This window comes from Bradyrhizobium prioriisuperbiae (assembly GCF_032397745.1).
Lineage (GTDB): Bacteria > Pseudomonadota > Alphaproteobacteria > Rhizobiales > Xanthobacteraceae > Bradyrhizobium_A > Bradyrhizobium_A prioriisuperbiae.
The window spans coordinates 6,830,206-6,854,621 of the sequence record NZ_CP135921.1 but is presented as its reverse complement, the minus strand read 5'-3'; the positions used below and the strand labels follow the sequence as shown (position 1 = coordinate 6,854,621).

22 protein-coding genes are annotated in these 24,416 nt (G+C 64.2%); 11 read left to right on the top strand and 11 right to left on the bottom strand.

Features of this window, described 5'->3' with window-relative positions:
• Positions 1–144: 144 nt before the first annotated feature.
• Positions 145–1,128 (top strand): septal ring lytic transglycosylase RlpA family protein, encoded by a 984-nt coding sequence (locus tag RS897_RS32335; protein WP_315832741.1) that lies wholly within the window; start codon positions 145–147, stop codon positions 1,126–1,128.
• Positions 1,129–1,149: 21 nt separating this feature from the next.
• On the opposite strand, the gene RS897_RS32330 is transcribed toward RS897_RS32335, so the two are convergent.
• Positions 1,150–2,100, bottom strand: coding sequence for an alpha/beta fold hydrolase (locus tag RS897_RS32330; RefSeq protein ID WP_315832740.1), 951 nt, complete (start codon positions 2,098–2,100; stop codon positions 1,150–1,152).
• A gap of 191 nt (positions 2,101–2,291) precedes the next feature.
• Between RS897_RS32330 and RS897_RS32325 the strand changes: the two genes are divergently transcribed.
• The 6 genes from RS897_RS32325 to RS897_RS32300 all read left to right on the top strand — a co-directional run bounded on the left by RS897_RS32325 (position 2,292) and on the right by RS897_RS32300 (position 8,534).
• Positions 2,292–3,530 carry a D-alanyl-D-alanine carboxypeptidase family protein gene (locus tag RS897_RS32325; RefSeq protein WP_484481522.1) on the top strand — a complete coding sequence of 413 codons (1,239 nt, stop codon included), beginning with the start codon at positions 2,292–2,294 and terminating at the stop codon, positions 3,528–3,530.
• A gap of 40 nt (positions 3,531–3,570) precedes the next feature.
• Entirely contained in the window at positions 3,571–4,239 is a 669-nt protein-coding gene (tmk, locus tag RS897_RS32320; protein WP_315832739.1) for a dTMP kinase, read from the top strand.
• Positions 4,236–5,276, top strand: a complete 1,041-nt coding sequence (locus tag RS897_RS32315) for a DNA polymerase III subunit delta' (protein ID WP_315832738.1) — start codon at positions 4,236–4,238, stop codon at positions 5,274–5,276. Before tmk ends, RS897_RS32315 begins: the two co-directional genes overlap by 4 nt.
• Positions 5,277–5,356: 80 nt before the next feature.
• Positions 5,357–6,943, top strand: a complete 1,587-nt coding sequence (gene metG, locus RS897_RS32310; RefSeq protein WP_315832737.1) for a methionine--tRNA ligase — start codon at positions 5,357–5,359, stop codon at positions 6,941–6,943.
• The gene (locus RS897_RS32305) at positions 6,943–7,734 is read left to right on the top strand and encodes a TatD family hydrolase (RefSeq protein ID WP_315832736.1); all 792 of its coding nucleotides are present in this window, start codon (positions 6,943–6,945) and stop codon (positions 7,732–7,734) included. The genes metG and RS897_RS32305 overlap by 1 nt, the downstream gene beginning before the upstream one ends.
• Positions 7,731–8,534 (top strand): MBL fold metallo-hydrolase, encoded by an 804-nt coding sequence (locus tag RS897_RS32300; RefSeq protein ID WP_315832735.1) that lies wholly within the window; start codon positions 7,731–7,733, stop codon positions 8,532–8,534. Before RS897_RS32305 ends, RS897_RS32300 begins: the two co-directional genes overlap by 4 nt.
• 43 nt (positions 8,535–8,577) lie before the next feature.
• On the opposite strand, the gene RS897_RS32295 is transcribed toward RS897_RS32300, so the two are convergent.
• Positions 8,578–9,558: an alpha/beta hydrolase family protein gene (locus RS897_RS32295; protein ID WP_315832734.1), complete on the bottom strand. Its 981-nt coding sequence runs from the start codon at positions 9,556–9,558 to the stop codon at positions 8,578–8,580.
• 168 nt (positions 9,559–9,726) lie between these two features.
• On the opposite strand from RS897_RS32295, the gene RS897_RS32290 reads away from it, so the two are divergent.
• Entirely contained in the window at positions 9,727–10,251 is a 525-nt protein-coding gene (locus tag RS897_RS32290) for a phosphatase domain-containing putative toxin (RefSeq protein ID WP_315832733.1), read from the top strand.
• 4 nt (positions 10,252–10,255) lie between these two features.
• Here RS897_RS32290 and RS897_RS32285 read toward each other — a convergent pair whose 3' ends face one another.
• The 3 genes from RS897_RS32285 to RS897_RS32275 all read right to left on the bottom strand — a co-directional run bounded on the left by RS897_RS32285 (position 10,256) and on the right by RS897_RS32275 (position 14,970).
• On the bottom strand, positions 10,256–11,905 hold the full coding sequence (locus tag RS897_RS32285; protein WP_315832732.1) for an acyl-CoA synthetase: 1,650 nt from the start codon (positions 11,903–11,905) through the stop codon (positions 10,256–10,258).
• 140 nt (positions 11,906–12,045) lie between these two features.
• Positions 12,046–13,860, bottom strand: coding sequence for a TRAP transporter large permease (locus RS897_RS32280; protein ID WP_315838813.1), 1,815 nt, complete (start codon positions 13,858–13,860; stop codon positions 12,046–12,048).
• A gap of 90 nt (positions 13,861–13,950) precedes the next feature.
• Positions 13,951–14,970 carry a TRAP transporter substrate-binding protein gene (locus RS897_RS32275; RefSeq protein WP_315832731.1) on the bottom strand — a complete coding sequence of 340 codons (1,020 nt, stop codon included), beginning with the start codon at positions 14,968–14,970 and terminating at the stop codon, positions 13,951–13,953.
• 247 nt (positions 14,971–15,217) lie between these two features.
• Here RS897_RS32275 and RS897_RS32270 point away from each other — a divergent pair, with 247 nt between their 5' ends.
• Positions 15,218–15,988 carry an SDR family NAD(P)-dependent oxidoreductase gene (locus RS897_RS32270; RefSeq protein WP_315832730.1) on the top strand — a complete coding sequence of 257 codons (771 nt, stop codon included), beginning with the start codon at positions 15,218–15,220 and terminating at the stop codon, positions 15,986–15,988.
• A gap of 12 nt (positions 15,989–16,000) precedes the next feature.
• Here the strand turns inward: RS897_RS32270 and RS897_RS32265 are convergent, their stop codons facing one another.
• From RS897_RS32265 to RS897_RS32245, 5 genes are read right to left on the bottom strand one after another with little or no spacing between them, the layout of a single operon-like run.
• The gene (locus tag RS897_RS32265) at positions 16,001–16,894 is read right to left on the bottom strand and encodes an HpcH/HpaI aldolase/citrate lyase family protein (protein WP_315832729.1); all 894 of its coding nucleotides are present in this window, start codon (positions 16,892–16,894) and stop codon (positions 16,001–16,003) included.
• Positions 16,891–18,153: a CaiB/BaiF CoA transferase family protein gene (locus tag RS897_RS32260; protein WP_315832728.1), complete on the bottom strand. Its 1,263-nt coding sequence runs from the start codon at positions 18,151–18,153 to the stop codon at positions 16,891–16,893. The genes RS897_RS32265 and RS897_RS32260 overlap by 4 nt, the downstream gene beginning before the upstream one ends.
• Positions 18,137–19,252: an ABC transporter ATP-binding protein gene (locus RS897_RS32255; RefSeq protein WP_315832727.1), complete on the bottom strand. Its 1,116-nt coding sequence runs from the start codon at positions 19,250–19,252 to the stop codon at positions 18,137–18,139. The genes RS897_RS32260 and RS897_RS32255 overlap by 17 nt, the downstream gene beginning before the upstream one ends.
• Positions 19,245–20,987 carry an ABC transporter permease gene (locus RS897_RS32250; protein WP_315832726.1) on the bottom strand — a complete coding sequence of 581 codons (1,743 nt, stop codon included), beginning with the start codon at positions 20,985–20,987 and terminating at the stop codon, positions 19,245–19,247. Before RS897_RS32250 ends, RS897_RS32255 begins: the two co-directional genes overlap by 8 nt.
• Positions 20,977–22,098, bottom strand: coding sequence for an ABC transporter substrate-binding protein (locus RS897_RS32245; protein ID WP_315832725.1), 1,122 nt, complete (start codon positions 22,096–22,098; stop codon positions 20,977–20,979). The genes RS897_RS32250 and RS897_RS32245 overlap by 11 nt, the downstream gene beginning before the upstream one ends.
• A gap of 103 nt (positions 22,099–22,201) precedes the next feature.
• Between RS897_RS32245 and RS897_RS32240 the strand changes: the two genes are divergently transcribed.
• Together RS897_RS32240 and RS897_RS32235 are read left to right on the top strand one after the other, a co-directional pair.
• Positions 22,202–22,867, top strand: coding sequence for a GntR family transcriptional regulator (locus RS897_RS32240; RefSeq protein WP_315832724.1), 666 nt, complete (start codon positions 22,202–22,204; stop codon positions 22,865–22,867).
• Positions 22,868–22,898: 31 nt separating this feature from the next.
• Positions 22,899–23,555 (top strand): glutathione S-transferase family protein, encoded by a 657-nt coding sequence (locus RS897_RS32235; protein WP_315832723.1) that lies wholly within the window; start codon positions 22,899–22,901, stop codon positions 23,553–23,555.
• Between the two features lie 5 nt (positions 23,556–23,560).
• Here the strand turns inward: RS897_RS32235 and RS897_RS32230 are convergent, their stop codons facing one another.
• Positions 23,561–24,382 (bottom strand): alpha/beta fold hydrolase, encoded by an 822-nt coding sequence (locus RS897_RS32230; protein WP_315832722.1) that lies wholly within the window; start codon positions 24,380–24,382, stop codon positions 23,561–23,563.
• Positions 24,383–24,416: the final 34 nt, after the last annotated feature.

The following is a 24,416-nucleotide window of genomic DNA, read 5'->3' as shown; positions in this document are numbered from 1 at the left end:
CAGCCGGGTGCGGATGTGGGCGTGCCGGGCTGGGACGGGGTGCCCGGGTTTAGATTTGGGTTTGGATTCGGGGTTTTAGTGCTCGAGCTTGGCGGACCGCCTGATGGCTGATCGCCGTTCGAGAATGTGGTAAGTCGGGGTGACATGGGGATTCTGAGAGCAAAGCGGGTCGGTCAGGCTGCGCGGGTTGCGGCTGTGGCTGGCGCCTGTGTTGTTCTCGCCAACTGTGCAGGCTCCAACAGCAAACTCTCGAGCCGAGTCGATCCCAAGTATGGCGTGTCGTCCAGCCCCCGGGTGGTCGAGTTCGGCGAGCCCGTTCCCAAGGGTGGCGGCGGCTACCGGGTCGGCAAGCCCTATATGGTCGGCGGGCGGCAATACGTGCCCGAAGAAAACACCAACTATCGAGCCGAGGGCCTGGCCTCCTGGTACGGCGACGCCTTCCACGGCCGCCTGACAGCCAATGGCGAAGTCTTCGACATGACCTCGCTGACCGCCGCGCATCCCACCTTGCCGATGCCGTGCTACGTCCGGGTCACCAATCTCGGCAATGGCAAATCCCTGGTCGTGCGTGTCAATGATCGCGGTCCCTATCACGGCAATCGTTTGATCGACGTCTCAAACAATGCCGCCAGGTTGTTGGATTTCAAGGGAAATGGCATCGCGCGGGTGCGCGTTGAATATGTCGGCCGGGCGCCTTTGGAAGGCTCCGACGACCGGATGCTGGAAGCCACGCTGCGAACCGGCGCGCCGGCTCCGGCGCCGTCCGCAGTGCGGATTGCCTCCGCCAAACCGTTCGTCCCCGAGGTCGTTCCGGCGGGCCGGGCCATTCGTGGCGACGTGCCGATGCCCGAGGGGCGCCCCTATACGCTGGGACATACGACCCAGGACATAGCCTCGGTCAGCGCCACCTCGGAAATGTCGGCCTCGCGCAGCCGGCGATCGGGCGGACGTGCCATCGAGAACCCGCACGCCGTGTCTTATGAGGCCAATGCGACCTATCAGGCCCAGGATGAGAATCCGTCCGCGGCTCCGGCTCCGGTCATGACCCGTCCGGTCTCGGCCTATGCCCCCGCGAACGGCAGCCAGGACGGCATCACCACGCTGTTGTCCGGCCGGGGACTGTACTGAGACCGGCCGTTCCGGGGGCCGTTAGCTGGCCTCTTTCAGGAAGCCGATCAGGGCCGCGTTCACCTCGTCCGCGCATTCCTGCTGGATCCAGTGGCCGGCGCCGTCGATGATGAGCTTGCGCCGCAGGCCGGGCAGCACGGTCTCCATGTCCTTGATGCGCTTGGCCCCGATCAACCCAGTCACGACCTCGTCGTTCGATCCGGCAATGAAGATCGACGGCTGATGGATCTTGGCGCCTTGCCAGGGCGCCGTCAGGTCCCAATTACGGTCGATATTGCGATACCAGTTCAGGCCGCCGCGGAAGCCCGAGGCGCGATAGGACGCAATAAAATGGGCGATGTCGTCCTGGGTGATCCACGGCGGCAGTGGACGCGGGATCGCGCGATCGCCGAGAAACCCGAAGCCGTCCTGCAGGAACTGCGACATGGCGCTGTCGGAGGAGAAACCTTTCGAGAACACCGCATGCATGGTGAAGTCGACGTCCTGCTCGAACTCGCGCTCGGCGGCGCCAAGCTCCTGGAAATACTGCCAGTAGAAGTTGGTGATGCCCTGGTCATGCAGGGACTGCAGCGGCCGGCCGCGGCCGCGCGACGGCGGCGGCACGCTCAACCCCCCGACGGCGGTGAAAATATCCGGCCTGAATAGCGCAGCGTGCCAGGCGACCGGGGCGCCCCAGTCGTGGCCGATAATGATGGCCTGCTTTTCACCGAGGGCGGCGACCAGGGCGACGATGTCGCCGGTGGTGTGGAAAATCGTGTAGGCGTCGATCTCCACAGGCGCGCCGGTGCGTCCAAAGCCGCGCATGTCCGGGGCGACCACGTGAAAGCCGGCATCGGCCAGCGCGCTCAGCTGATGCCGCCATGAATAGGACAGTTCCGGCCATCCATGACAGAGCAGCACCAGCGGTCCGCTGCCGCTTTCGCGGATGAACATGTCGATTCCGTTGACCGAGAGCATGCGAGAGGATGACATCGCCGTTTCGTCCCTTTGACCGTGTTCTGTTGCTTGGCATTGTTCAATCAGGCGGATCACGAGGCAAGCCCGGACGGGCCCCCGATGGTGCCGGCATGGCTCGGTTGTGCGAACCCTGGCGGACGGCGTTGTTCGGGGGTGGCGCACCTGATAGAAGGCGAACGAGCAGCGAATTGAACGCGGTATCGGGTTTGCGACACAATTTTTCCATTGGACATCCGGCGGCCTGGCGCCGCGGCCTGATCGCGGCTTTGGTGCTGCTCGGCCTCGTTGCGGGCATCGCCCATGCCGCCAACAACAGCGTCCAGGGGGCCAAGAAAGAAGAGGGCGGCCTCGACATCGATGCGCCGACCGCGATTCTGGTTGAAGCGAAAAGCGGCGCCGTGTTGTTCGAGAAGAACGCCGATCAGCCGGTGCCGCCCTCCAGCATGCTGAAGCTGATGACGGCGGAGTTCGTCTTCAACGCGTTGCGCAAGGGCGACATCAAGGCCACCGACCAGTATGTGGTGAGCGAGAACGCCTGGCGCCGGGGCGGCGCGCCGGCGGGTGGCCCGACCATGTTCGCCGCGATCCACAGCCGGGTCGGCATCGAGGACCTGCTGCGTGGCATGATCATCGACAATGGCAACGATTCCGCGATGGTGCTGGCGGAAGGGATTGCCGGCAGCGAACGCGAGTTCGCAACGATGCTGACCAAGCGCGCGCAAGAGATCGGGCTGACGCAATCGACCTTCGCCAACGCCACCGGGATGTCCGATCCCAACAACAAGATGACGGTGCGCGATGTCGCAAAACTCGCGCGGCATGTCATTCAGACCTACCCCGACTACTACAAGCTCTACAACGAACGCGAATTCACCTGGAACAAGATCCGCCAGCAAAATCGCAATCCGCTGCTCAATGCCATGTCGGGCTCCGATGGCCTGATCGCGGGATCGACCAAGGACGGCGGTTATGGTGCGGTCACCTCGGCGGTGCAGGAGACGACCCGGCTGATCGTGGTGGTCAACGGCCTCGACGATCCGGACGATCGCGTCACCGAGGCGAAGAAGCTGCTGGATTGGGGTTTCCGCAACTTCGAGGTGCGGACGCTGTTCGAACCGGATCGGGTGGTTGGTTATGCCAAGGTGTTCGGCGGCAGCAGTGGTTCGGTTGGCCTTGCCAGCCGCGAGCCGGTCAGTGTCATGGTCCAACGAGGCGGCGGCGATAAGCTGATTGCACGCATCGTCTATCAAGGACCCGTGCGGGCGCCGGTCGAGCCGGGCCGGCAGGTGGGTGTGGTCAGGGTTTGGCGCGGCCCCAATGTCGCCGTGGAGACGCCGCTCTATACCGCTGAAACCGTCGGCGTCGGATCGACCATACGGCGTGCGTTCGACGGCGTCAGCGAACTTGTCATCGGGCTGTTCCGCTCCGGCACCCGCAAACTGTGATCAGGATTTTTTGGCGATGGTGGCGGATGGTGGATCGGTTATGAAGCGCGGGCGCTTCATAACCTTTGAAGGCGGCGAGGGCGCCGGCAAGTCGACCCAGATCAAGCTGCTGGCCGACCGGCTGACGGCGGGCAATGTGCGTGCGGTGGTGACACGCGAGCCCGGCGGATCGCCCGGCGCCGAGATCATGCGGCATCTGGTGCTGTCGGGAATCGGCAAGGTGCTGGGACCCGAGGCGGAAACCCTGCTGTTCGCGGCCGCCCGCGACGATCATGTCCATCTGGTGATCGAGCCGTCGCTGGCGCGCGGCGTGTGGGTGCTGTGCGACCGCTTTTCGGATTCGACGCGGGCGTATCAGGGAAGCCTCGGCAAAGTCGATCCGGCGCTGATCGAAGCGCTGGAGCGGGTGACCATCGGCAGCCTGCGCCCGGACCTGACGCTGGTGCTGGATCTTCCCGTCGAGGTGGGATTGAAGCGTGCCGCCAAGCGGCGCGGCAGTGCGGCGCCCGACCGGTTTGAGGCGGAGAATGTCGATTTCCACCAGAAGCTGCGCGAGGCCTATCATCGCATCGCCGGGGAGCACCCTGAGCGCTGTGTGATCATCGATGCGAATGCGTCGGCGCCGACGGTTGCGACCCGGATCTGGCGAGTGGTCAAGGAGCGGTTTAACGAGCTGCCGCGACAGTCCAAGAAAGCCGTGCATCCGTGAGCAGCAAATCATCCGATCCGAAACTCGAGGTTCGCGCGCCGCGCGAGACCGTTGCGCTGTTCGGTCACGAGGACGCCGAAGCGACACTGCTCGCCGCCTATCGCAGCGGCCGGATTCCGCATGCCTGGCTGATCGGCGGCGCCAACGGTATCGGCAAGGCCACGCTGGCCTACCGGATGGCGCGCTTCGTGCTCGCCAATCCGGATCCCTCAGCGGCAAGCGTGCAAACCGCCGGCAGCCTGCAGATCGACGCGGCGCATCCGGCGGTGCGTCAGATCGCCGGCGGCAGTCACGGCGGACTGCTGACACTCGAACGCACCGCGAACGACAAGGGCGTGCTGCGCACCGTCATCACGGTGGATGAGACACGTGAGACCATCGGCTTTTTCGGCTCGACCGCGGCCGCCGAAGGTTGGCGGATCTGCATCGTCGACACCGTCGACGAACTCAACGCCAATGCGTCGAATGCGCTGCTCAAGGTGCTGGAGGAGCCGCCGGAACGTTCGCTTTTCCTGCTGATCAGCCACGCGCCGGCCCGTATCCTGCCGACCATCCAGTCGCGCTGCCGGAAACTTTTGCTGCGGCCGCTGAGTGTGGACAATGTGAGCCGCGCCGCTGCCGAGAGTGCCGGTCTGGACGCCGGCGATGGATCGCTGCGCGAGGCGGCGGAGGCCTCCGAGGGCAGCGTGGCGCGCGCTTTGATGCTGATCGCCGGTGATGCCCTGGGATTGCACCATCGCACAGCGGCACTGCTCGCCACCCTGCCACATGTCGATCCCAAGGCCCTGCATGCGCTGGGCGATGCGCTTGGCAACAACGATCGGACCGCGATCGCGGCGTTCGTCGATACCATCGACCGCTGGATGAGCGAACGGCTGAGGGCGCCCGACGCCAATGCCAACCTGCCGCGGCTTGCACGGCTGGCGGAGGTATGGGAAAAGATCAATCGCGCTGCGCGTGACACCGAATCCTACAATCTGGAGCGAAAACCCCTGGTTTTCTCGGTATTTGGGCTTCTCGCAGACGTGACGCGCTGACGGCCCCAAAACCTTCCGAATGGGTCCTGCGGTCCGTATATCCATACGATTTTGAGCTGCCATGAAAGGCTTTCGCAACGATGGCGAATGCGACTAATTCCGGTTCCTCGTTCTACATCACGACCGCGATCGCTTACCCGAACGGCGTGCCGCATATCGGCCATGCCTACGAGGCGATCGCGACCGATGCGCTGGCGCGTTTTCAGCGGCTGAACGGCAAGGACGTGTTCTTCCTGACCGGGACCGACGAGCACGGCCTGAAGATGATTCAGACCGCGCAGAACGAAAAACTCACCCCGATGGAGCTCGCGACGCGCAACGCGGCGCGCTTCAAGGAGATGGACCAGCGGCTGAACATCTCGTTCGATCGTTTCATCCGGACGTCCGAACCCGCGCACCATGCATCGGTGCAGGAAATCTGGAAGCGGATGGCCGCGGCCGGCGATATCTACCTCGACAGCTATGCCGGCTGGTATTCGGTGCGCGACGAAGCCTATTACGCCGAGGACGAGACCGTCGTCGGCGAGGACAAGGTGCGCCGCGGTCCGCAGGGCACGCCGGTCGAGTGGGTGGAGGAGAAGAGTTATTTCTTCCGGCTGTCGGCCTACCAGGACAAACTGCTGGCGCTGTACGAAAACCAGCCGGATTTCATCGGCCCGGAGTCGCGCAAGAATGAAGTGGTCTCGTTCGTCAAAAGCGGGCTCAAGGACCTCTCGGTCTCGCGCACCACCTTCGACTGGGGCGTCAAGGTGCCGGGCGATCCCGAGCACGTGATGTATGTGTGGGTCGATGCGCTGACCAACTACATCACCGGCGTCGGCTTTCCCGACGAGAGCGACTCGAACTGGCACTACTGGCCGGCGGACCTGCACATCATCGGCAAGGACATCATCCGTTTCCATGCGGTGTACTGGCCGGCGTTCCTGATGTCGGCGGGTGTCCCGGTGCAGAAGCGGGTTTTTGCCCACGGCTTTCTGTTCAACCGCGGCGAGAAGATGTCGAAGTCGGTCGGCAACGTGGTCGATCCGTTCAACCTGGCGGACCAGTATGGCGTCGACCAACTGCGTTACTTTCTGCTGCGTGAAGTTTCGTTCGGGCAGGACGGCAGCTACAATCACGAAGCGATCGTCGCCCGCACCAATGCCGATCTCGCCAACGATCTCGGCAACCTGGCGCAGCGCTCGCTCTCGATGATCGCCAAGCAATTTGGCGGCGTGCTGCCGACGCCCGGCGCGTTGAGCGACAACGACAAGGCGATCCTGGCGCAGGCCGACGGCATGCTGGCGCTTGCGCGCACCGCGATGGACACCCAGCAGATCCACCAGGCGCTCGGCGCGATCTGGGTCGTTGTCGCCGAAGCCAACCGCTATTTCGCCGGCGAGGCGCCGTGGGCGCTGGCCAAGACCGATCCTCCAAGGCAGGGCACGGTGCTGTATGTGACGGCCGAAGTGATCCGGCAGGTCGCGATCCTCGCGCAGCCGTTCATGCCGGACTCCGCCGCCAAGCTGCTGGACATCCTGGGCGTCGCGGCCGATGCCCGCACGTTCGCGACGCTGGGCGACACCGCGCGCATTGCGCCCGGCAGCCAGCTGCCGCCGCCTGCGCCAGTGTTTCCGCGTTATGTCGAGCCAATCGATGATGCCGGCAAGGGACCGGGCAAGGCGTGATGCTGGTCGACAGTCATTGCCATCTGGATTTTCCGGATTTCGCCGAGGACCTGGACGGGATCGTTGCCCGCGCCGAGGCCGCGGGTGTTGGACACATCGTGACCATCTCGACGCGCGTTCGTCGTATCCAGGGATTGCTCGACATCACGGCGCGCTTTCCGAATGTCTATTGTTCGGTCGGCACCCATCCGCATCATGCGGATGAGGAGGACGGCATTCTGGCCGAGGAATTGATCGCGCTGACGCGGCATCCGAAGGTGGTGGCGCTGGGCGAGGCGGGGCTGGATTATTTTTACGACAATGGCTCGCCGGCGGCGCAAGAGCGCGGCTTTCGCGCCCACATTGCGGCCGCGCGCGCGACTGGGCTGCCGCTGGTGATCCATACCCGCGAGGCGGACGTGGACTGCGGCCACATTCTCGACGAGGAGATGGCGAAGGGGCCGTTTCGTGCGGTGCTGCATTGCTACACCGGCGGCCGGGACCTGGCGATGAAGGCGATCGCGCACGGCCTGTCGATTTCATTCACCGGCATTCTCACTTTCAAGGCCTCGCAGGTGCTGCGCGATCTCGCCGCCGAACTGCCGGCGGACCGCATCATGGTCGAGACCGACGCGCCATATCTCGCGCCCGGCAAACTCCGCGGCAAACGCAACGAGCCGGCCTTTGTGGTGGAAACCGCGAAGGTGCTGGCGGAGACGCGCGGGGTTTCTCTTGAAGAGATCTCGCGACAGACCACCGAGAATTTCTTCCGCCTGTTCAGCAAGGTTCCCAAGCCGGACGCCACTGCATGACCACCACGCTTACCATCCTGGGATGCGGATCGTCCGCCGGCGTGCCACGTCCGGCGCTGGGTTGGGGCGCGTGCAACCCGAACAACCCGAAAAACCGCCGGCTGCGCTGCTCGCTGCTGGCCGAAAGACAATCCGAGCGCGGCATCACGCGGGTGCTGATCGACACCTCGCCCGACCTGCGCGAGCAATTGATCAGCGCCAATGTCGAGCACATGGACGCGGTGTTTCTGACCCATGAGCATGCCGACCAGACTCATGGCATCGACGACCTGCGCTCGGTGGTGCTGCACCAGCGCGCGCGGATACCGGTCTACCTCAACAAGTCGACCGCGGATCATATCCTGCTGCGGTTCTCCTACTGTTTCGTGGCGCCGCCGGGCAGCGACTATCCGCCGATCCTGACCCATCATTCCATCGAGGCCGGCGAGAGCCGCACGATCAGCGGGAAGGGCGGCGATCTCACGCTTACGGCATTCAACCTGCAGCATGGCAACATCCCGGCGCTGGGCTATCGCATCGGCGACGCCGCCTATTCGCCCGACGTCAGCGATATTCCCAGCGCGAGCTTTGCCGCGCTGGAAGGGCTCGAACTCTGGATCATCGACGCGCTGCGTTATGCGCCGCACCCCAGTCACTTCAGTCTCTCCGACGCACTGGGCTGGATCGATCGCTTCAAGCCGAAGCGGGCCGTGATCACCAACCTGCATTCTGACCTCGATTATGACGAGGTCAGTGCCAAGCTGCCGGCGCATGTCGTCACCGGCTATGACGGCATGCGGTTGACGCTGGAGCGGGCGTAGAGCGCCAAGCCGTCACGTCGTGGTGCGGCTGCCGTTCGCTCTCTTAATGCTGAACGGTTCCAGCCAGATGCTCGCGAAAGAACGCGAGCGCCTGCGCATCGAGGTCCCTGTGAAAGGCAACGCGATCGAAATCCGGTGCGTCGATGCAAAGCTCCGGCCGCGCTTTGGCGAGCCCGGCTGAACACGGCGCCAGGAAAGCAAAATGCCCGGAATTGGGGACGAGATGAAAATCGGCCTTCACCGGTAAATGGCTGGCGACCGCAGCAACATCCTGCGGAAACACGCCATCGCCGCCGCGTTCCGAACTCCAGAGCTGCAGTGGCACCCTGATGTCTTTCAGGCTGTCGGCCGTGGGAAAAACGACGGACAGCGGGTCGGCAATGACAAGGACCTTGATGCGCGGATCGTGCGTGAGCGGCTGCGTCGGCAAGCTGCTCGGGTCGAGAGATCTGCAGGCCGTGTCGGCCTGGTCCTGGCAGCGCGGACGCAACTGCAGGAAATCCGGGTTGGCTCCGCCAACGACAAGGCCGGTGTACCCACCGCGCGAAAAGCCGAAAAAGCCGATGCGTTGCGGATCGATCCGTGCCGCATCAGGCGATGCGCCGAGCATGAAATCGATCAGCCGCTTGATGTCGGTCGGACGGTTGGTCAGCGCCGGCCGACCATGGGTCGCCTCGCTGGAGGTGGAGGTATCGTCCGGATGATTCAGCGCGACCACCACAAAGCCGGCGTCGGCGAGGGTTTCAGCCGTGTCGTGATGCCCCAGATAACTGCCGCCATATCCGTGCGACACGACAATGAGCGGCAGCTTGTCGCCCTCGATCGGACAATCGCGCACGCCGGGGAGAGTCGCACGTCCGAGTTGCACCTCACCTGATGGGACAGCACACGGCGACCACATGGCCGCTTGCAGCGCCGCTCCTTCGGCATCGGCCGGAACTTCGAAGAGTTTCAAGCCCGCGGCGTGAGACAGCGTTGCCATGAAGCTGAAACAGACGGCGAGGGCGAATGTCGAGAATCGCATGCTTGATGCCTCACTGTGGCGACCACCCAAAACACTATCACAAATGCTCGTTGTGGCGCTTTGTGCAGGTTTTCACATCTGCATGAACGCGTGCTTGCGGTTGGATGATTTCGGCCGGGGGCGCCGCACTGACCATTCAGCTGGATCCTCTTTTAATTGAGAGCCTTAATGTCACGATTGCACTGGATTGATGCGCCCATTACCGGTCGCCTGGCGACCATGGCGCGACCACGGGCCGATGACTGGCTGGAGGACGAGATCGCCGGCTGGAAGGCGTCCGGTCTCAGTACAGTCGTAAGCCTTCTCGAGGCCGCCGAAGTCGCTGAATTGGGATTACGGCGCGAAGCCGAACTTTGCAAAGCCAACGATCTCGCATTCGTCAGCTTCCCCATTCCGGATCGTGGGATACCCGATTCACATGCTGATGCTTCAGTTATCAGTCAGTCGATTGCGGTTGCGATTACTGGCGGTCGCTCGGTTGCGATCCATTGCCGAGCGGGTATCGGGCGCTCGTCGCTTATTGCGTCATGCGCTCTCATTTGCGCAGGTATTGCCGCCGATCACGCGCTCGGCCTGGTCAAAGCGGCACGAGGTGTGGATGTGCCGGATACCGAGGAGCAACGCGACTGGATCGTCTCCTTCGGCGAGGTCTATCTGAGCGGCATTCAAGCGAGAGCGTTTCGACCGCGCTAATTTCTCAGGCTGTAATCGCCTTCGCCGATCCCACCTGGTTGCGCAGCACGAACTTCTGGATCTTGCCGGTGGACGTCTTCGGCAATTCGCCGAACACGATCGCCTTTGGCGTCTTGAAGCCGGGCAGATGCTCCCTGCAATAGGCGATGATCTCGGCTTCGGTCGCGGAGGCGTTATCTTTTAATTCCACGAAAGCGCAGGGCACTTCGCCCCACTTCGCATCCGGCTTGGCGACCACGGCGGCAAACAGCACGGCCGGGTGTTTGTAGAGGATGTCCTCGACCTCGACCGAGGAGATGTTCTCGCCGCCGGAAATGATGATGTCCTTGGAGCGGTCCTTGATGATGACATAGCCGTGCTCATCGAGCACGCCGAGATCACCGGTGTGGAACCAGCCGCCGGCGAACGCTTCCTGGGTGGCCTTCTCGTTCTTGAGATAACCTTTCATCACGATGTTGCCGCGGAACATGACCTCGCCGATGGTCTCGCCGTCGCGTGGTACCTCCTGCATGGTCTCCGGATCGAGCACCGTGACCGCTTCCTGCAGCGGATAGGGCACGCCCTGCCGGCGCTTCAATTGCGCGCGCTGCTCGGACGGAAGATCGTCCCATCCGGGCTGCTCGGCGCAGACCGAGGCGGGGCCGTAGACTTCAGTCAGGCCATAGACGTGGGTGAGCTTGATGCCGATGCGCTCGGCACCGGCCAGCACCGCGACCGGCGGCGCCGCGCCCGCGATCAGGCCGGTGACCGGTTTGGCCGACGTGCCTGTCGGCGCACCCGGCGCATTGATCAGGGTGTTGTAGACGATCGGCGCACCGCTCATGTGGGTGACGCCGTGTTTGGGGATCAGCTCGAAGATCTTGGCGGGATCGACCTTGCGCAGGCAGACATTGATGCCGGCGGTGGCGGCCAGGGTCCACGGAAAGCACCAGCCGTTGCAGTGGAACATCGGCAGGGTCCAGAGATAGACCGGATGCTGACTGATGCCGCCCGCCATCACGTTGCTGACCGCATTGAGGTAGGCGCCGCGATGGTGGGTGACGACGCCCTTGGGGTTGCCGGTGGTGCCGGAGGTGTAGCTCAGCGCAATGGCGTCCCATTCGTCCTCGGGATGCACCCAGGCGAAATCGGGATCGCCCGAGGCGACAGCGGCCTCGTATTCGATCTCGCCGACCGCACGGCCGCCGGTGAATACGGCATCGGCCACGTCGACAATGAGGGGCTTCGGCCCGCTCATCAGCGTCAAAGCTTCGGTGATGATGTCGGCGAATTCCGGATCGACGAACAGGATCCTGGCGCCGCCATGTTCCAGCATGAAGGCGAGGGCCGTTGCGTCCAGGCGGGTGTTGAGGGTGTTCAGCACGCCGTCCGCCATCGGCACGGCGAAATGCAGTTCGTTCATCGCCGGGATGTTCGGCAGCATGGCGGCAACGGTGTCGCCGCGGGTGACGCCCCGGCGGGTCAGGAAGGAAGCGACCCGGCGACAGCGTTCGAGCGTCTGCGCCCAGGTAAAGCTGCGGCCCTCATAGACCACGCTGGTCAGGTTCGGGTAGACCGCAGCCGACCGCGCCAGGAAACTGATCGGGGACAGCGGCACATAATTGGCCGGCGTCTTGTCCAGGCCGACGCTGTACTGATCCTGCGAATCGCTCATGACATCACCCGGTTGGTTCGACGAATCGCTTCTTTTTCAGCAACTTCCGACTGAATATTCAACGCTCAGAGGCTTGTGCTGGTTTTCCAAGCCGGCATTTGGAAAAATCCTCCAATATCCTGCTTCCAATTGGGTATTTCTTACAGGAATCCGATCGAGATCCACGGGATCGCCGCCACGATAATCAGGCCCAGGAACAGCGCCAGCATGTAGCCCCAGATTGGCCGGATGCCCTCCGCCGGGTCGACGCGCCCGATGGCGCAGGCGGCATAATAGCCGACCCCGAACGGCGGCGCGAACAGCCCGATGCCCATCGCCAGGATCACGATCATCGCATAGTGCACCTCATGCACCCCGACGGTCCGGGCGATCGGGAACAGCAGCGGGCCGAACAGCACGATGGCCGGGATGCCTTCCAGCACGCTGCCCAGGATGATGAAGGCGACGATCGACACGGCGATGAAGGTCAGCGAGCCGCCGGGCAGGCCGGCCATGGTGGCGGCCAGCGAGCGCGAGAAACCGGACTGGGTGAGCCCCCAGGCCATTCCGGTGGCGGTGCCGATGATCAGCAGGATCGCGCCCGACAGGCACGCGGTGTCCAGCAGCATCGGCTTCAGCCGCTGCCAGTCGAACCGGCGATAGATCAGAAGGCCCGCAAGGATGGCGTAGACGATGCCGATGGTGGAGACCTCGGTCGCGGTCGCGATGCCCTCGACCACCGCGGCGCGGATCACGAACGGCAGCGCGATCGCGGGCAGGGCAATGATGAAGGTGCGGCCGACCTCGCCGGGCGTCGCCCTCCTGACGTGGCGCAGGTCCTCGTTGCGGTAACGCCACCACACCAGGGCCGAGAGCGTCAAAGCGAGCACGACGCCCGGCAGCAGGCCGCCAGTGAACAATGCGGAGATCGAAACGCCGGTGACGGATCCGATCGTGATCAGCACCAGGCTCGGCGGAATGGTTTCGGTCTGCGCGCCGGTTGCGGCCAAGAGCGCCACCAGATCGCCAGGCTTGGCGCCGCGGGCTTTCATTTCCGGAAACAGCACCGGCGCCACGGCCGCCATGTCGGCGGCCTTGGAGCCGGAGATGCCGGAGACCAGATACATCGCGCCCAGCAGCACATAATGCAGCCCGCCGCGCACATGACCGAGCAGGCTGGCCAGGAACGCCACCATGGCGCGCGCCATGCCGGTCATTTCGATCAGGAGGCCGAGGAACACAAACAGCGGCACCGACAGCAGGATCAGATGGCTCATGCCCTCGTCCATGCGCCCGACCAGTACCAGCAGCGGTGTATTCGTGGTCAGCACCAGATAACCGAAGATCGACAAGCCGAACGCGAACGCAATCGGAATGGCGGCGAAGACGCAGAGCCCGACCACGCCGACAAAGAAGATGATCAGGTTGAGATTGCCGAGTTGTCGCAGCCACGGCTGCGCCAGCCAGAACACCGCCATGATGGCGACGACTGTCGATGCTGCGAGCAGCAGGGTGCGCAGCTGCCCCACCCGGGCGAGCCGCAGCAGTGCGAAGATCGCCATCAAGACGATTCCGACCGGCAAGGCGGCGGCGCGAAAGCTGTTGGCAATCTGCAGCGCCGGGGTGGTGATATAGCTTTCTTCGTAGGCGTATTCGAACGACGGCCAGGCGATCAGCAGCAGAAAGGCCAGCGCCGCGCAGGTGCCGACCATGTCGAGAAAGGCACGCCGCTCGGGGGTGGCCTGGGACACCAGCGCCGTCATCCGCATGTGTTCGGCGCGGCGAAAGGCGATGGCGGCGCCCAGCATCGCCAGCCACAGGAACAGGATCGAGGCGAGTTCGTCCGACCAGATCAGCGGGCTGCGAAAGCCGTAACGCGCCACCACACCCATGAACAGGATGATGATCTCGGCGGTCACCAGCAGGGCCGCGGGAATCTCCACCAGCGCGGTGAAGATTTTCTCCACTGTCGTCAGCCACGGGCGGGAGAGGCCGGCGGCCTCTCCACCATCCGTTGCGCTGCCCAGTCCGTGCCCCTTGGGGCCGGCGTCCGCGATCTGCACGGCTTACGCCAGCTTGCCGACGGACTTCTCGAGCAGATCCCAGGCCTGGTCGCCGTACTTGCCCTTCCATTCGGCGTAGAAGCCGGCCTTGCGCAACTTGTCGCGGAACGGCGCCACGTCGGGCTGATTGATGATCAGGCCCTTGGCGGCGAGCTCGTCGCGGGTGGTGACGTTGAGCTTCTCGGTGTCGCCACGCTCCTTGACGGCGGCGGCATTGATATTCTTTGCCACGATGGTGCGCACATCCTCGGGCAGCTTCTCCCAGGCGCGGCGATTGGCGAGATACCAGAAGCCGTCCCACATGTGGTTGGTCAGTGAGCAGTATTTCTGCACTTCGTAGAGTTTGGCGGTGGCGATCAGCGCCAGCGGATTTTCCTGGCCCTCGACCACCTTGGTCTGCAGCGCCGAATAGACTTCGCTGAAATTGATGGACGCCGGCGCCGCATCGAACGCCTTGAACATCGAGGTCCACAGCGGCGACACCGGCACGCGGATCTTGAAGCCCTTGAAATCGTCGGGGCCGGTGATCGGCTTGGTCGACGACGTCGTCTGGCGGAAGCCGTTGTCCCAGATCTTGTCCAGCACCACGAGATTGGCCTTGGCGATTTCACCGCGCACATAGGCGCCGAGATCGCCGTCCATAGCCTTCCAGACCGATTCATAGTTCGGGAACGCGAAACCGATGCCGTTGATCGAAGCCGCCGGCACCAGGGTCGCGAGAATCAGGCCGGACAGGGTGAAGAACTCGACGCCGCCGGAGCGGATCTGGCTCAGCATGTCGGTGTCGGACCCGAGCTGGTTGTTCGGGAAAATCTGCAGGTCGAAACGGCCGTTGGTCTCGGTCTTGATCGCCGCCGACATTTCTTTGGCGCGGACGTTCAGGGGGTGCACATCGGGGAGGTTGTTGGCGAACTTGTAGGTGAACTCGGCCTGCTGCGCACGCGCGACGAACGGCGCTCCGACACCCCCCGCGACGGTCACGGCTGCGGATGCCTTCAGCAAGGCGCGACGCGAAAAGTTCATTGGACGTTCTCCCTTGGACCAGACGTTTCTTGTTGGACAATCACGTCCACTATCATAATGACCCGGTTTGGGCAGGTCATCAGGCTTTTCTTGATGCATTTTGCAGGCCGAAGCACTGCCGACTAAAGTACGAGGCCTATAACCCAAGACGGCGACCGAGTCAGCGGCTTTTGTCACCAGCCGAACCGTGCCAGCGTCCGGCCAGTTCAAAATGGTGCGCCACAAGCAAAAACAAATGAGGACCAAAATGGCAGATCGAGGTGTTGCAGTTGTCACAGGCGGCGGATCCGGCATCGGGCTCGCAATCGCGGAGGCGCTAATCGGCGAAGGCTGGAAACTGCTGGTTGCGGATCTGTCGGCCGACGCCCTGCAGGCGGCACGCACCCGGCTGGAGCCGCGCGGCGGCGATGCTGTGAAATTCGTCCAGATGGACGTAGCGGACGAAGCCAGCGTGATCGCCGGACTGAAGGGGTGCGAGGACAAATTCGGCGAGGTGCGGGGGCTGGTCAATTCCGCCGGCATCGGCCGCGACGTGCCGTTTTTCGACACCAGCGTGCAACTGTTCCGCAAGATCCTGGATATCAACCTGGTCGGAACCTTTGCGGTGTCGCGCGAGGTGGGGCGCCTGATGAAAGCCCATGGTGGCGGCGCGATTGTCAACATCGCCTCGGTCTCGGGCCTGCGCGGCAATATCGGCCGCTCGGCGTACGGCGCCTCCAAGGGCGGCGTGGTGACGCTGACCCAGGTGATGGCCTGCGAGCTTGCGCCCGACAACATCCGCGTCAACGCGATCGCGCCGGGACCAATCGAGACGCCGATGGTCAAGGAAATGCACAATGACGCCGTGCGTGCCGGCTGGCTGCAGCAGGTGCCGCAGCGGCGTTACGCGGCGCCGGAAGAGATCGCGGGTGCAGCATCCTTCCTGCTGGATAGCAGCAAGTCGAGTTTCGTCACCGGACAGATCCTGGCGGTCGACGGCGGTTTCACCGCCGGCGGATTGCTGCCGCCTTACCCGTGAACGCTGTCCGTATCACCCGCGCGCGGCGATGGCAGCCGCGCGGGCGAGCAGGGCTTCGGCGCGCTGCACGATCGGGATATCGATCATCTTGCCGTCGATGGCGAAGGAGCCGCGGCCTTCGGCAGCGGCCTGCCTGTCGAGGGTCACGATGCGTTCGGCATCCTCAATCTCCTTGGACGATGGACTGAAGCCGGCGTTGAGGATCGGGACCAGCGACGGATGGATGCAGGCGGAGCCGACAAAACCGAAGTCCGCCGAGCGGCGCACGATGCGAGCATAACCGTCGAGGTCGGCGAAGTCAGCCACTGAACCGATGGTGCCGAGCGGCAGGATGCCGGCGGCGCAGGCGGCCTGCACGATCTGCTGTTTGGGCATCAGCATGGTGTCTTCCGACGGCTTGGCGCCGATAGCGGTGGCGTAGTCCTCCGCACCCAGCGAGATGCCGGCGAGCCTTGGCGTTGAGCGCGCGATCTCATGGGCCCTGGCCAGCGGTCCAGGGGCTTCGATCAGTCCGATGAACCAGATCTTTCCGGCAGGCAGTCCGCGGCTCACTTCCAGCCGGGTCACCATCTCATCGAGCAGGCGCAGGTGCTCCGGACCTTCCACCTTGGTGATCTTGATGGCATCGACACCGTCGATAACGGCGGCTTCGAGGTCGCGCACGGCCAGCTCCAGCGGCTGGTTGATCCGCACCATCACGTCCGAACGGCCGGTGTCGCGGAAACGCTTGACGATGCCGGGCACCAAAGCGCGGGCGGCGTCCTTCTGCGCCAGGGGGATGCTGTCCTCGAGATCGATGATCAGCGCGTCGGCGCCGCGGTCGGTCGCCTTTGCGACAAAACGTTCGACATTGGCGGGAACGAACAGCGCGGAGCGCCAGACCGGGAATTTTGTTGGTTTTGTCATGGGGTCTTCTCCTTGGCCAGGCCCGAGGCGAGCGCGGCATTGATGTCGTCGTCGGTCAACCCGGCTTCCGCCAGAATGTCGCGGGTGTGCTGTCCCAGGCGCGGCGCCGGCGTGCGGATGGTGCCAGGCGTCTCGGACAGGCGGGCCGGCACCGCGTGCATCGGGAACGTGCCCATGTCCTCGTCGGGATAGTCGGCGAGCAGGGCACGGGCCTGCACATGGCGATCATTCATCAGCCGCGCGATGTCGTTGACCGGACCGATGGTGACTTCGGCGGCTTCGAAGAACGCGACGTTGTCGTCCACCGTGCGGGTGGCGATGAATTCGCCGATAATCCGGTCGAGCTCTTCGACATGGACGAGGCGCTGCTCGTTGGTCTTGAAGCGCGGGTCTTCGCACAACTCGCCGCGTCCGATGGAGCGCAGCACGCGCATGGCCATGCCCTGGGTCGAGGCCGAGAGACAAACCCAGCCGCCGTCGAGGGTGCGATAGACGTTGCGCGGCACCGAGCCGCTGGAGCGGCTGCCGCTGCGCGGCTTGATCTTGCCGGTGAGGCGGTAGTTGGCGGCCTGCGGCCCCAGCGAATTGAAGATCGGATCGAGCAGCGGCAGGTCGACGACCTGGCCGCGTCCGCCATTGACTTCGACCTCGCGCAGCGCCGCCATGGCGGCGAAGGCGCCGGTGAGGCCCGACAGCGCGTCCGCCAGATACATTGGCGGCAGCACCGGTTCGCGGTCGGCAAAGCCGTTCATCTCGGCAAAACCAGAGAAGCCCTCGACCAGGGTGCCGAAGCCGGGACGGCGATGGTAGGGCCCGGTCTGCCCCCAGCCGGAGATGCGCACGATCACCAGTTTCGGTTCGAGGCGCAGCAGTTCATCCGGCGCAAGGCCCATCTGCTCCAGGGTGCCGGGCCGGAAACTTTCCACCAGCATTGCGGCGCCCGGGATCATTTTGCGGATCAGCGGCACGGCGTCGTCGTGGCGGAATTCGATGCACAGGCTGCGCTTGTTGCGCGAGTGCACTTTCCAGGTGGTCTCGACATTGTTGATGCGCCAGCCGCGCAGTGTGTCGCCCTCGCGAGGCTCGACCTTGATCACGTCGGCGCCGAAGTCCGCAAGATGTTGTGTCAGGAGATTGCCGGCGACCAGGCGCGAGAGATCGATGATGCGCAGCCCGCTCAGGGGGCCGCGCGCGCCGGGCGCATAATCGGCGCGCGGCAGGCCGGTCCCGGATGGTGCGGCATCAGTGGGCTTGGGCATGGATATTTCCTTGAGCATTTCCTGGAAAGAGAATGCCGCCGACAATCGGCAGCCACAGGCGCAACCTGCGGTCAGTGATGGCATGCGGGGTTTCAATGCGGATCTGGTTGCCGCCGAGATCGAGGCCGATCTGCCAGCGGCCGCCGACATAGGAATGGCTGACCACATTGGCGGCGACGATCGAGCCGTCCGTTGTGGTCTCACCCTCAGTGGCGAGACGAATCTGTTCGGGCCGATAGCCGACGGTGACCTTGTCGCCGCGCGCCGGGCGGCGTTCGGACTGGATGGTGACGCGCTGTCCGTCCGCGAGATTGACATTGGTCTGTCCATTCGCCTGCGGCGTGTCGCTGACTTCGCCGGCCAGGAAATTGGTGGTGCCGATGAAGTCGGCAACGAAGCTGTCGGCCGGATGTTCGTAGATCTCCTGCGGCGTGCCGATCTGGGTGATGCGGCCGCCGTTCATCACCACGATCCGGTCCGACAGCGCCAGCGCCTCGACCTGATCGTGGGTGACATAGATGGTGGTGAGGCCGAGGCGGGTGCGCAATTCGGCGAGCCATGTGCGGGCGCGGTCGCGCAGTTTGGCGTCGAGGTTGGACAGCGGCTCGTCGAGCAGCAGGATTTCCGGCCGATAGACCAGGGTGCGTGCCAGCGCGACGCGCTGCTGCTGGCCGCCGGACAACTGGTGCGGATAACGATCCTGAAATCGCTCCATCTCGACCAGCGCCAGCGCTTCTTCCACCCGCCGTTTGCGATCGCTGGCTGAGACTTTACGCAGCGTCAGCGGAAAGACGACGTTGTTATAAACCGTCATGTGCGGCCACAACGCGTAACTCTGGAACACCAGCCCGCAATTGCGCGCCTCGGGCGGCAGGAAAACGCCGGTGTCGCCGTCGAAATAGGTCTTGTCGCCGACACGGATGCGCCCGCCGGTCGGCCGATCCAGTCCCGCGATGGCGCCGAGCGTGGTCGACTTGCCGCAGCCGGACGGCCCCAGCAGGGTGACGAACTCGCCATCCGCCACACGGATATTGACGTCGTCAACGGCGCGGAAGGCACCGAAGTGCTTGTGCAGGTTTTCGATCAGCAACTCAGCCATGGAGTCTCACTCCGAAGATCAAACGCGCCACCGTGACGCAGGTGCCGATCACCAGCACCTGCAGCGTTGCCAGCGCCGACACCAGGCCGACTTCGCCCTGGGTCCAGGCCTGCAGCAGCGTGGTGCCGATCACCTCGCTGCCGGGCGCGAACAGGAAAATCGCCGTGGTGTATTCCTTGAAGAAGGTGATGAAGAGGATGGTGAAGCAGGCCACCAGTGCCGGCCGCATCAAAGGCAAGACGATGCGGCGGCTGGTCGTCCACCAGTCCGCGCCCTGGACGCGGGCGGCGCGGTCGAGATCGCCGCTCATCTGCATCAGTATCGGCGCCACCGCGCCGAGACCGACGGGGATGTAATGCATGGTGAAGGCGATGATCAGGATCCAGATGGTGTTGCGCACGCCGCCGAGGCCGGGCACCAGCGCAAAGGCGTAGAAGAAGCCGATGCCGGCGACGACGCCGGGCACGGCGCGGGGAAACAGCGCGACGTAATGCAGCTGATTGCGCCAGCGGAAATCCGAGCGCAGCACGATGACGGCTATCAGCGCGATCAGCGCCGTTGCCAGCACGCCGCCGATGGCGCTGACCAGGAACGAGTTCCAGATCGAGCGCAGATAAATCGGGTACTCGAGCATGCTGGCGAAGTTGCCCAGCGTCAGCACCTCGGCAAGCGGCACCATCGGGGACAGCAGGCTGGTGAAGGCGCGCAGCAACAGCGCCCCGATCGGCGCGACCACCGTCGCCAGGATGTAGATCGCCGAGACCAGACAGAGCGGCCAGCGCAAGGTGTCGAGCTGGAACGGCCGCGGGCGGGTGGCCTTGCCGCCGAGGGTGACGAAGCGTCTGGTATTGCCGAGCAGCCGACCCTGCAGCCAGACCAGCGCGCAAACCACGACCAGCATCAGCACCGCAGCAGTCGCGACCAGTCCATGATCGGGGCGCGCCGACGCGACGCCGTTGTTGTAGAGGAAGGTGGTCAGCACGGTGATGCCGGCGGGATCGCCGAACACCAGCGGGATGGCCAGCAATTCCAGGCCGACTGTGAAATTCAACACGGCGCTGTAGGCAATCGCGGGCAGCAGTAGCGGCAGGGTGATCCGCCAGAGCGTCCGGAACGTGCCGGCGCCGGCGACCCGCGCCGCTTCCTCCAGCGAGGGATCGGTGATGGTCGCCGAGGACATGCAGTAGATGTAGGCGACCGGCGCCTGCGAGACGCCGGCGATCATCGCCATGCCGGGCAGGGTGTAGAGATTCCACGGCGCGCCGTCGAACAGGTCCTGCATCAGCAGTGTCAAATAACCCGCGGGTCCGTAGATCGTGTACCAGCCAAACGACAGTACCAGCGCCGACAGATAAATCGGCCACAGGAACAATTCGCCGAACAGCCGTGCGGCGGGCATGTCGGTGCGGCCGAACAAAACCGCGGCGAGGGTGCCGAGGATCTGGGAAATCAGCGTGGTGAGGGTGGCGAAAACCACGGTGTTCCAGATCACCAGGCCAAAGCCGTCGGCGCGGAACAGCCGTCCGAAATTGGCCAGGGTGAACTGCTGGCCCGCATCGTAAAGCGCGCGGTCCAGCAGCGACTGATAGAGCACCGGCACCAGAGGTGCGGCGACCAGCACGACAGTGAGCACCGCCATGCCGTACTGAATGGCGGTGTCGCGGCCAGGCAACGGCGTGGGCAGTGCATCCGGCTGCGCGGGCGCGAACGTGCCTGCGGTGGTCTCAGGCGACATTGAAAGTCTGCTTCCACCGCGCCAGGAAGGTGTCGTAGTCCCGCAGGGCGTCGGGGTCGTAGCCGATATAGACGATGTTCTGCTCGCCGACCGCCTCGGCAATTGACGAATAGGTATGGCGGATGCCGTCGCCGGGCTTGATACCGGGGCGGGCGGGGGTGAGCCCTCCACGTCCGAACGCGCGCTGTCCCTCCTCGGAGATAACGTAGTCGAGCATCAGCTTGGCGGCATTGACGTTGCGCGAGGCCTTCGGGATCGCCACGCCCCGCAGCACCACGGGCTGACCATCCGCGATAAAGCTCCAGCCGAGAATGCGCGCCCGCGCCGGATCGTTCAGGCGCGGCCAGAAGGTGATGGCCGAAACGAACCAACCGGTGACGTACTCGCCGGCGGTGACCTTTTCGGTCATCGGTCCGCCGGAGCGCTCGAAGCGGGGCGAGAGTTTGGCGAGCTCCGCAAACCAGGCCCAGGCCTTCTCACCGTGTTTCTTCACGAAGGCATAGTTGATGCCGTAACCGAACGTGGTCTGGTGCGCGCCGTAGCTGGTGATCCTGTTGCGCCAAGCCTTTTCGTTCGAGGTGGTCAGTGCGACGAAGTCGGCAAAGCTCTTCGGCCGCTTGCCTTCCGGCACCAGGGTGTTGTTCCAGATCAGCGCCATCGGATCGGACGAGAGTGTGTAGAGCCCCGGAAACGGTTTCGACCAGTCCGGCCAGGCCTTCGCTTCCGGCGAGACGTAATCAATGATTTCGCCGCGTTTCTGGAAATCGATCCAGCCGCCGGGATCAGCGGTGGCGATCAGGTCGCAGGTGCGGCTGTTGGTGCTGCGTTCGGCCAGATAACGCTCGAAGCTCTCGCGCGACGCCGGCAGATCGAGGGTCTCGACCTTGATCTTCGGGTAGAGCTTGTTGAAGCCCTCGATCACCGGCCGCCAGTTGTCCGGCGACATGATGGAATAGATCAGCAGGCTGCCTTCCCGTTCGGCATCGGCGATGATCTGCCGATAGGCGTCGGGATAATCGGCAGGGGCGGTCTGGGCGCGGGCGGTGGGAAAACCCACGGCGGCCCCCAGCAGGGACATCATCAGCATGCCCCGGCGGTTTATGGTCGGCATCTTTGGTATTTCTCCCGATCTGCGCTATTTGTTAGATGCGCTTATATTGGCGCCAATTTGTGCGCCATAATTTTGAGTGTCAAGAGGCTATACGGGCAAGGCGATGACAAAAGCATTGAGGGAACCGAGGCGGCATCTGGCGGCCGAGATCGCAGCGGCGATCCTGGAAGGCGCCTATCGCCCGGGCGAATGGCTGCGGCAGATCGATCTGGAAGAAACCTTCGCCGCCAAACGTTTCGATGTCCGCGGTGCACTCAGCGAACTGGTGGCGCGAGGCATGGTGACCCATGTCGCAAACCGCGGTTATCGGGTGTTCGTGCCTGACCTGAACATCGTGCGCGAGATGCTGCAGATCCGCAGTCTGCTGGAGGTCGAGGCCATCACCCAGGCGCTCCCGCATATCGGACCGACGGAGCTCGGGCGGATCAAAGCTGCGCAGCAAGCGTTCGAGGACGCGGTCGCGCGCGGCAGCAAAGCGGATCAGGCCAATACCAATGCTGCGTTTCATGACGAGATCTATCGTTATGCGTCCAACCGATCGCTGGCCCAGCTGATCGTCGAAATCCGCAATCGCGCCAGGCCCGGACCGATCGCGCTCTGGCCGTCGCATGCCGACCTGCAACGAAGCGCCGCGCATCACACCGAAATCGTTGCTGCGATCGAAGCGCGCGATATCGATGCGCTGGTCGCGGCGGTGCGGCGCCATATCGTGGAATCGGGCGCCAATTATCCGCCGCGCGAGCGCGACGACAACGCACCGGTGGATTGAGTTGAGTGAGGCAGGAATCAAGGATCGTCCGATGACCATCACCATTACCGCCTTTGAGCGCTCACCCGACGGCGGCAAGGGACTGGCGCGTGATACGCGTGTTCGCTGGGCGCTCGAGGAAGTGGGCCAACCCTACGAGGTTCGCCTCGTGTCGTTCCCTGCGATGAAGCAGCCGGCGCATCTGGCGCTTCATCCGTTCGGCCAGATTCCGACCTATGAGGACGGCGAATTCGCCTTGTTCGAGACGGGAGCGATCGTGCTGCATCTCGCCGAGCGGCATACGGGCCTGCTGCCGGACGAGGCCAAGGCCCGGGCGCGCGCGATCACATGGATATTCGCCGCGCTCAACACCGTGGAGCCGCCGATCCTCGAACTCGTCACCGTCAGGATCTTCGAGGGCGACAAGCCCTGGAGCAAGGAGCGCCTGCCGCTGGTCCAAGATCGCGTTCGTGATCGGTTGGTGCAACTGTCTGCCCGCCTGGGCAATGCTGCCGACTGGCTCGACGGTGCGTTCAGCGCGGGCGACCTGATGATGGTGTCGGTTCTGCTGAGGCTGAGACCTTCGGGCATTCTGGATGAATTCCCGACAGTGGCCGCCTATGTCGCCCGCGGTGAAGCGCGCCCCGCGTACAAGCGGGCTTTTGCCGCTCAACTGGCGGTGTTCAACGGCAAGCCACCGACCGGCTGATCTTCCTATCCCTTGCGGCTGGAGCAGCGATTGATGAAATCAGTGAGCAGGCCGGTGACGTCAGCCGGCCGCTCCAGGCTCGGCAGATGGGCGGCGCCGGTTAACACATGGCCAGCGCCGTTCGGCATCGCCGTCGCGACATGGCGGCTTCGTTCCTGGACGTGGGGAAAATCGAGGTCACCCCAGATCACAAGCGTCGGCACCGTTATGTCGCCCAGACGGGAGAAGGCGGTTGCGTCATCACGGCTCGCTCCGACCGGGGGCGAGTTGAGTGCAACGCCATGCATCTCGAGAAACAGCCGGCGCGCTTCGCCCATCACGCGTCCCTCAGGCGCCCGTGGACCGTCCAGGAAAAGGCAGGCCTTGATCGCGTTCACCTGATCCCAGGCGCGGGCCGCCTCAGCCTGCTTCAGCCGGGCCATCAAACCCGCGATGTCGGGCGGATAGATCGGCCCGGGGGCGCCGCTCACTGTGGGCGCGATGAGAACCATGGCGCGGACACGCGATGGATGGAGCAGGGCGGCGTCGAGTGCGATGCGTCCGCCCTGCGAGCATCCGACAAGGATCGCAGGCGCGCCGTTTGTCGTGGCGTCAAGCACCGCCATCAGATCGGCGACCGCGGAAAAATCTTCCTTCTCGGCGCGGGTCTCGCCAAAGCCGCGCCGATCGTAGGCGATCGCGGTGTTGCTGGTGCCGACACGATCGACTTGCGTGCGCCACATGCGGCTGTCGCAGACATTGGCGTGCAGAAAGACGACAGGAGCGCCGCTGCCGCCGACGTCAGCAGCCAGCGTGGCGCGACCGGACACAATTCGATGAGAGACCATGGTCCATCCCTGTTCGACCGCTGCCTCAGACCAT

Coding starts and splice junctions, on each gene's coding strand:
- RS897_RS32335 (WP_315832741.1), top strand. CDS start 145: ATGGGGATTCTGAGAGCAAAGCGGGTCGGTCAGGCTGCGCGGGTTGCG.
- RS897_RS32330 (WP_315832740.1), bottom strand. CDS start 2,100: ATGTCATCCTCTCGCATGCTCTCGGTCAACGGAATCGACATGTTCATC.
- tmk (WP_315832739.1), top strand. CDS start 3,571: ATGAAGCGCGGGCGCTTCATAACCTTTGAAGGCGGCGAGGGCGCCGGC.
- metG (WP_315832737.1), top strand. CDS start 5,357: ATGGCGAATGCGACTAATTCCGGTTCCTCGTTCTACATCACGACCGCG.
- RS897_RS32305 (WP_315832736.1), top strand. CDS start 6,943: ATGCTGGTCGACAGTCATTGCCATCTGGATTTTCCGGATTTCGCCGAG.
- RS897_RS32300 (WP_315832735.1), top strand. CDS start 7,731: ATGACCACCACGCTTACCATCCTGGGATGCGGATCGTCCGCCGGCGTG.
- RS897_RS32295 (WP_315832734.1), bottom strand. CDS start 9,558: ATGCGATTCTCGACATTCGCCCTCGCCGTCTGTTTCAGCTTCATGGCA.
- RS897_RS32290 (WP_315832733.1), top strand. CDS start 9,727: ATGTCACGATTGCACTGGATTGATGCGCCCATTACCGGTCGCCTGGCG.
- RS897_RS32285 (WP_315832732.1), bottom strand. CDS start 11,905: ATGAGCGATTCGCAGGATCAGTACAGCGTCGGCCTGGACAAGACGCCG.
- RS897_RS32275 (WP_315832731.1), bottom strand. CDS start 14,970: ATGAACTTTTCGCGTCGCGCCTTGCTGAAGGCATCCGCAGCCGTGACC.
- RS897_RS32270 (WP_315832730.1), top strand. CDS start 15,218: ATGGCAGATCGAGGTGTTGCAGTTGTCACAGGCGGCGGATCCGGCATC.
- RS897_RS32265 (WP_315832729.1), bottom strand. CDS start 16,894: ATGACAAAACCAACAAAATTCCCGGTCTGGCGCTCCGCGCTGTTCGTT.
- RS897_RS32260 (WP_315832728.1), bottom strand. CDS start 18,153: ATGCCCAAGCCCACTGATGCCGCACCATCCGGGACCGGCCTGCCGCGC.
- RS897_RS32255 (WP_315832727.1), bottom strand. CDS start 19,252: ATGGCTGAGTTGCTGATCGAAAACCTGCACAAGCACTTCGGTGCCTTC.
- RS897_RS32250 (WP_315832726.1), bottom strand. CDS start 20,987: ATGTCGCCTGAGACCACCGCAGGCACGTTCGCGCCCGCGCAGCCGGAT.
- RS897_RS32245 (WP_315832725.1), bottom strand. CDS start 22,098: ATGCCGACCATAAACCGCCGGGGCATGCTGATGATGTCCCTGCTGGGG.
- RS897_RS32240 (WP_315832724.1), top strand. CDS start 22,202: ATGACAAAAGCATTGAGGGAACCGAGGCGGCATCTGGCGGCCGAGATC.
- RS897_RS32235 (WP_315832723.1), top strand. CDS start 22,899: ATGACCATCACCATTACCGCCTTTGAGCGCTCACCCGACGGCGGCAAG.
- RS897_RS32230 (WP_315832722.1), bottom strand. CDS start 24,382: ATGGTCTCTCATCGAATTGTGTCCGGTCGCGCCACGCTGGCTGCTGAC.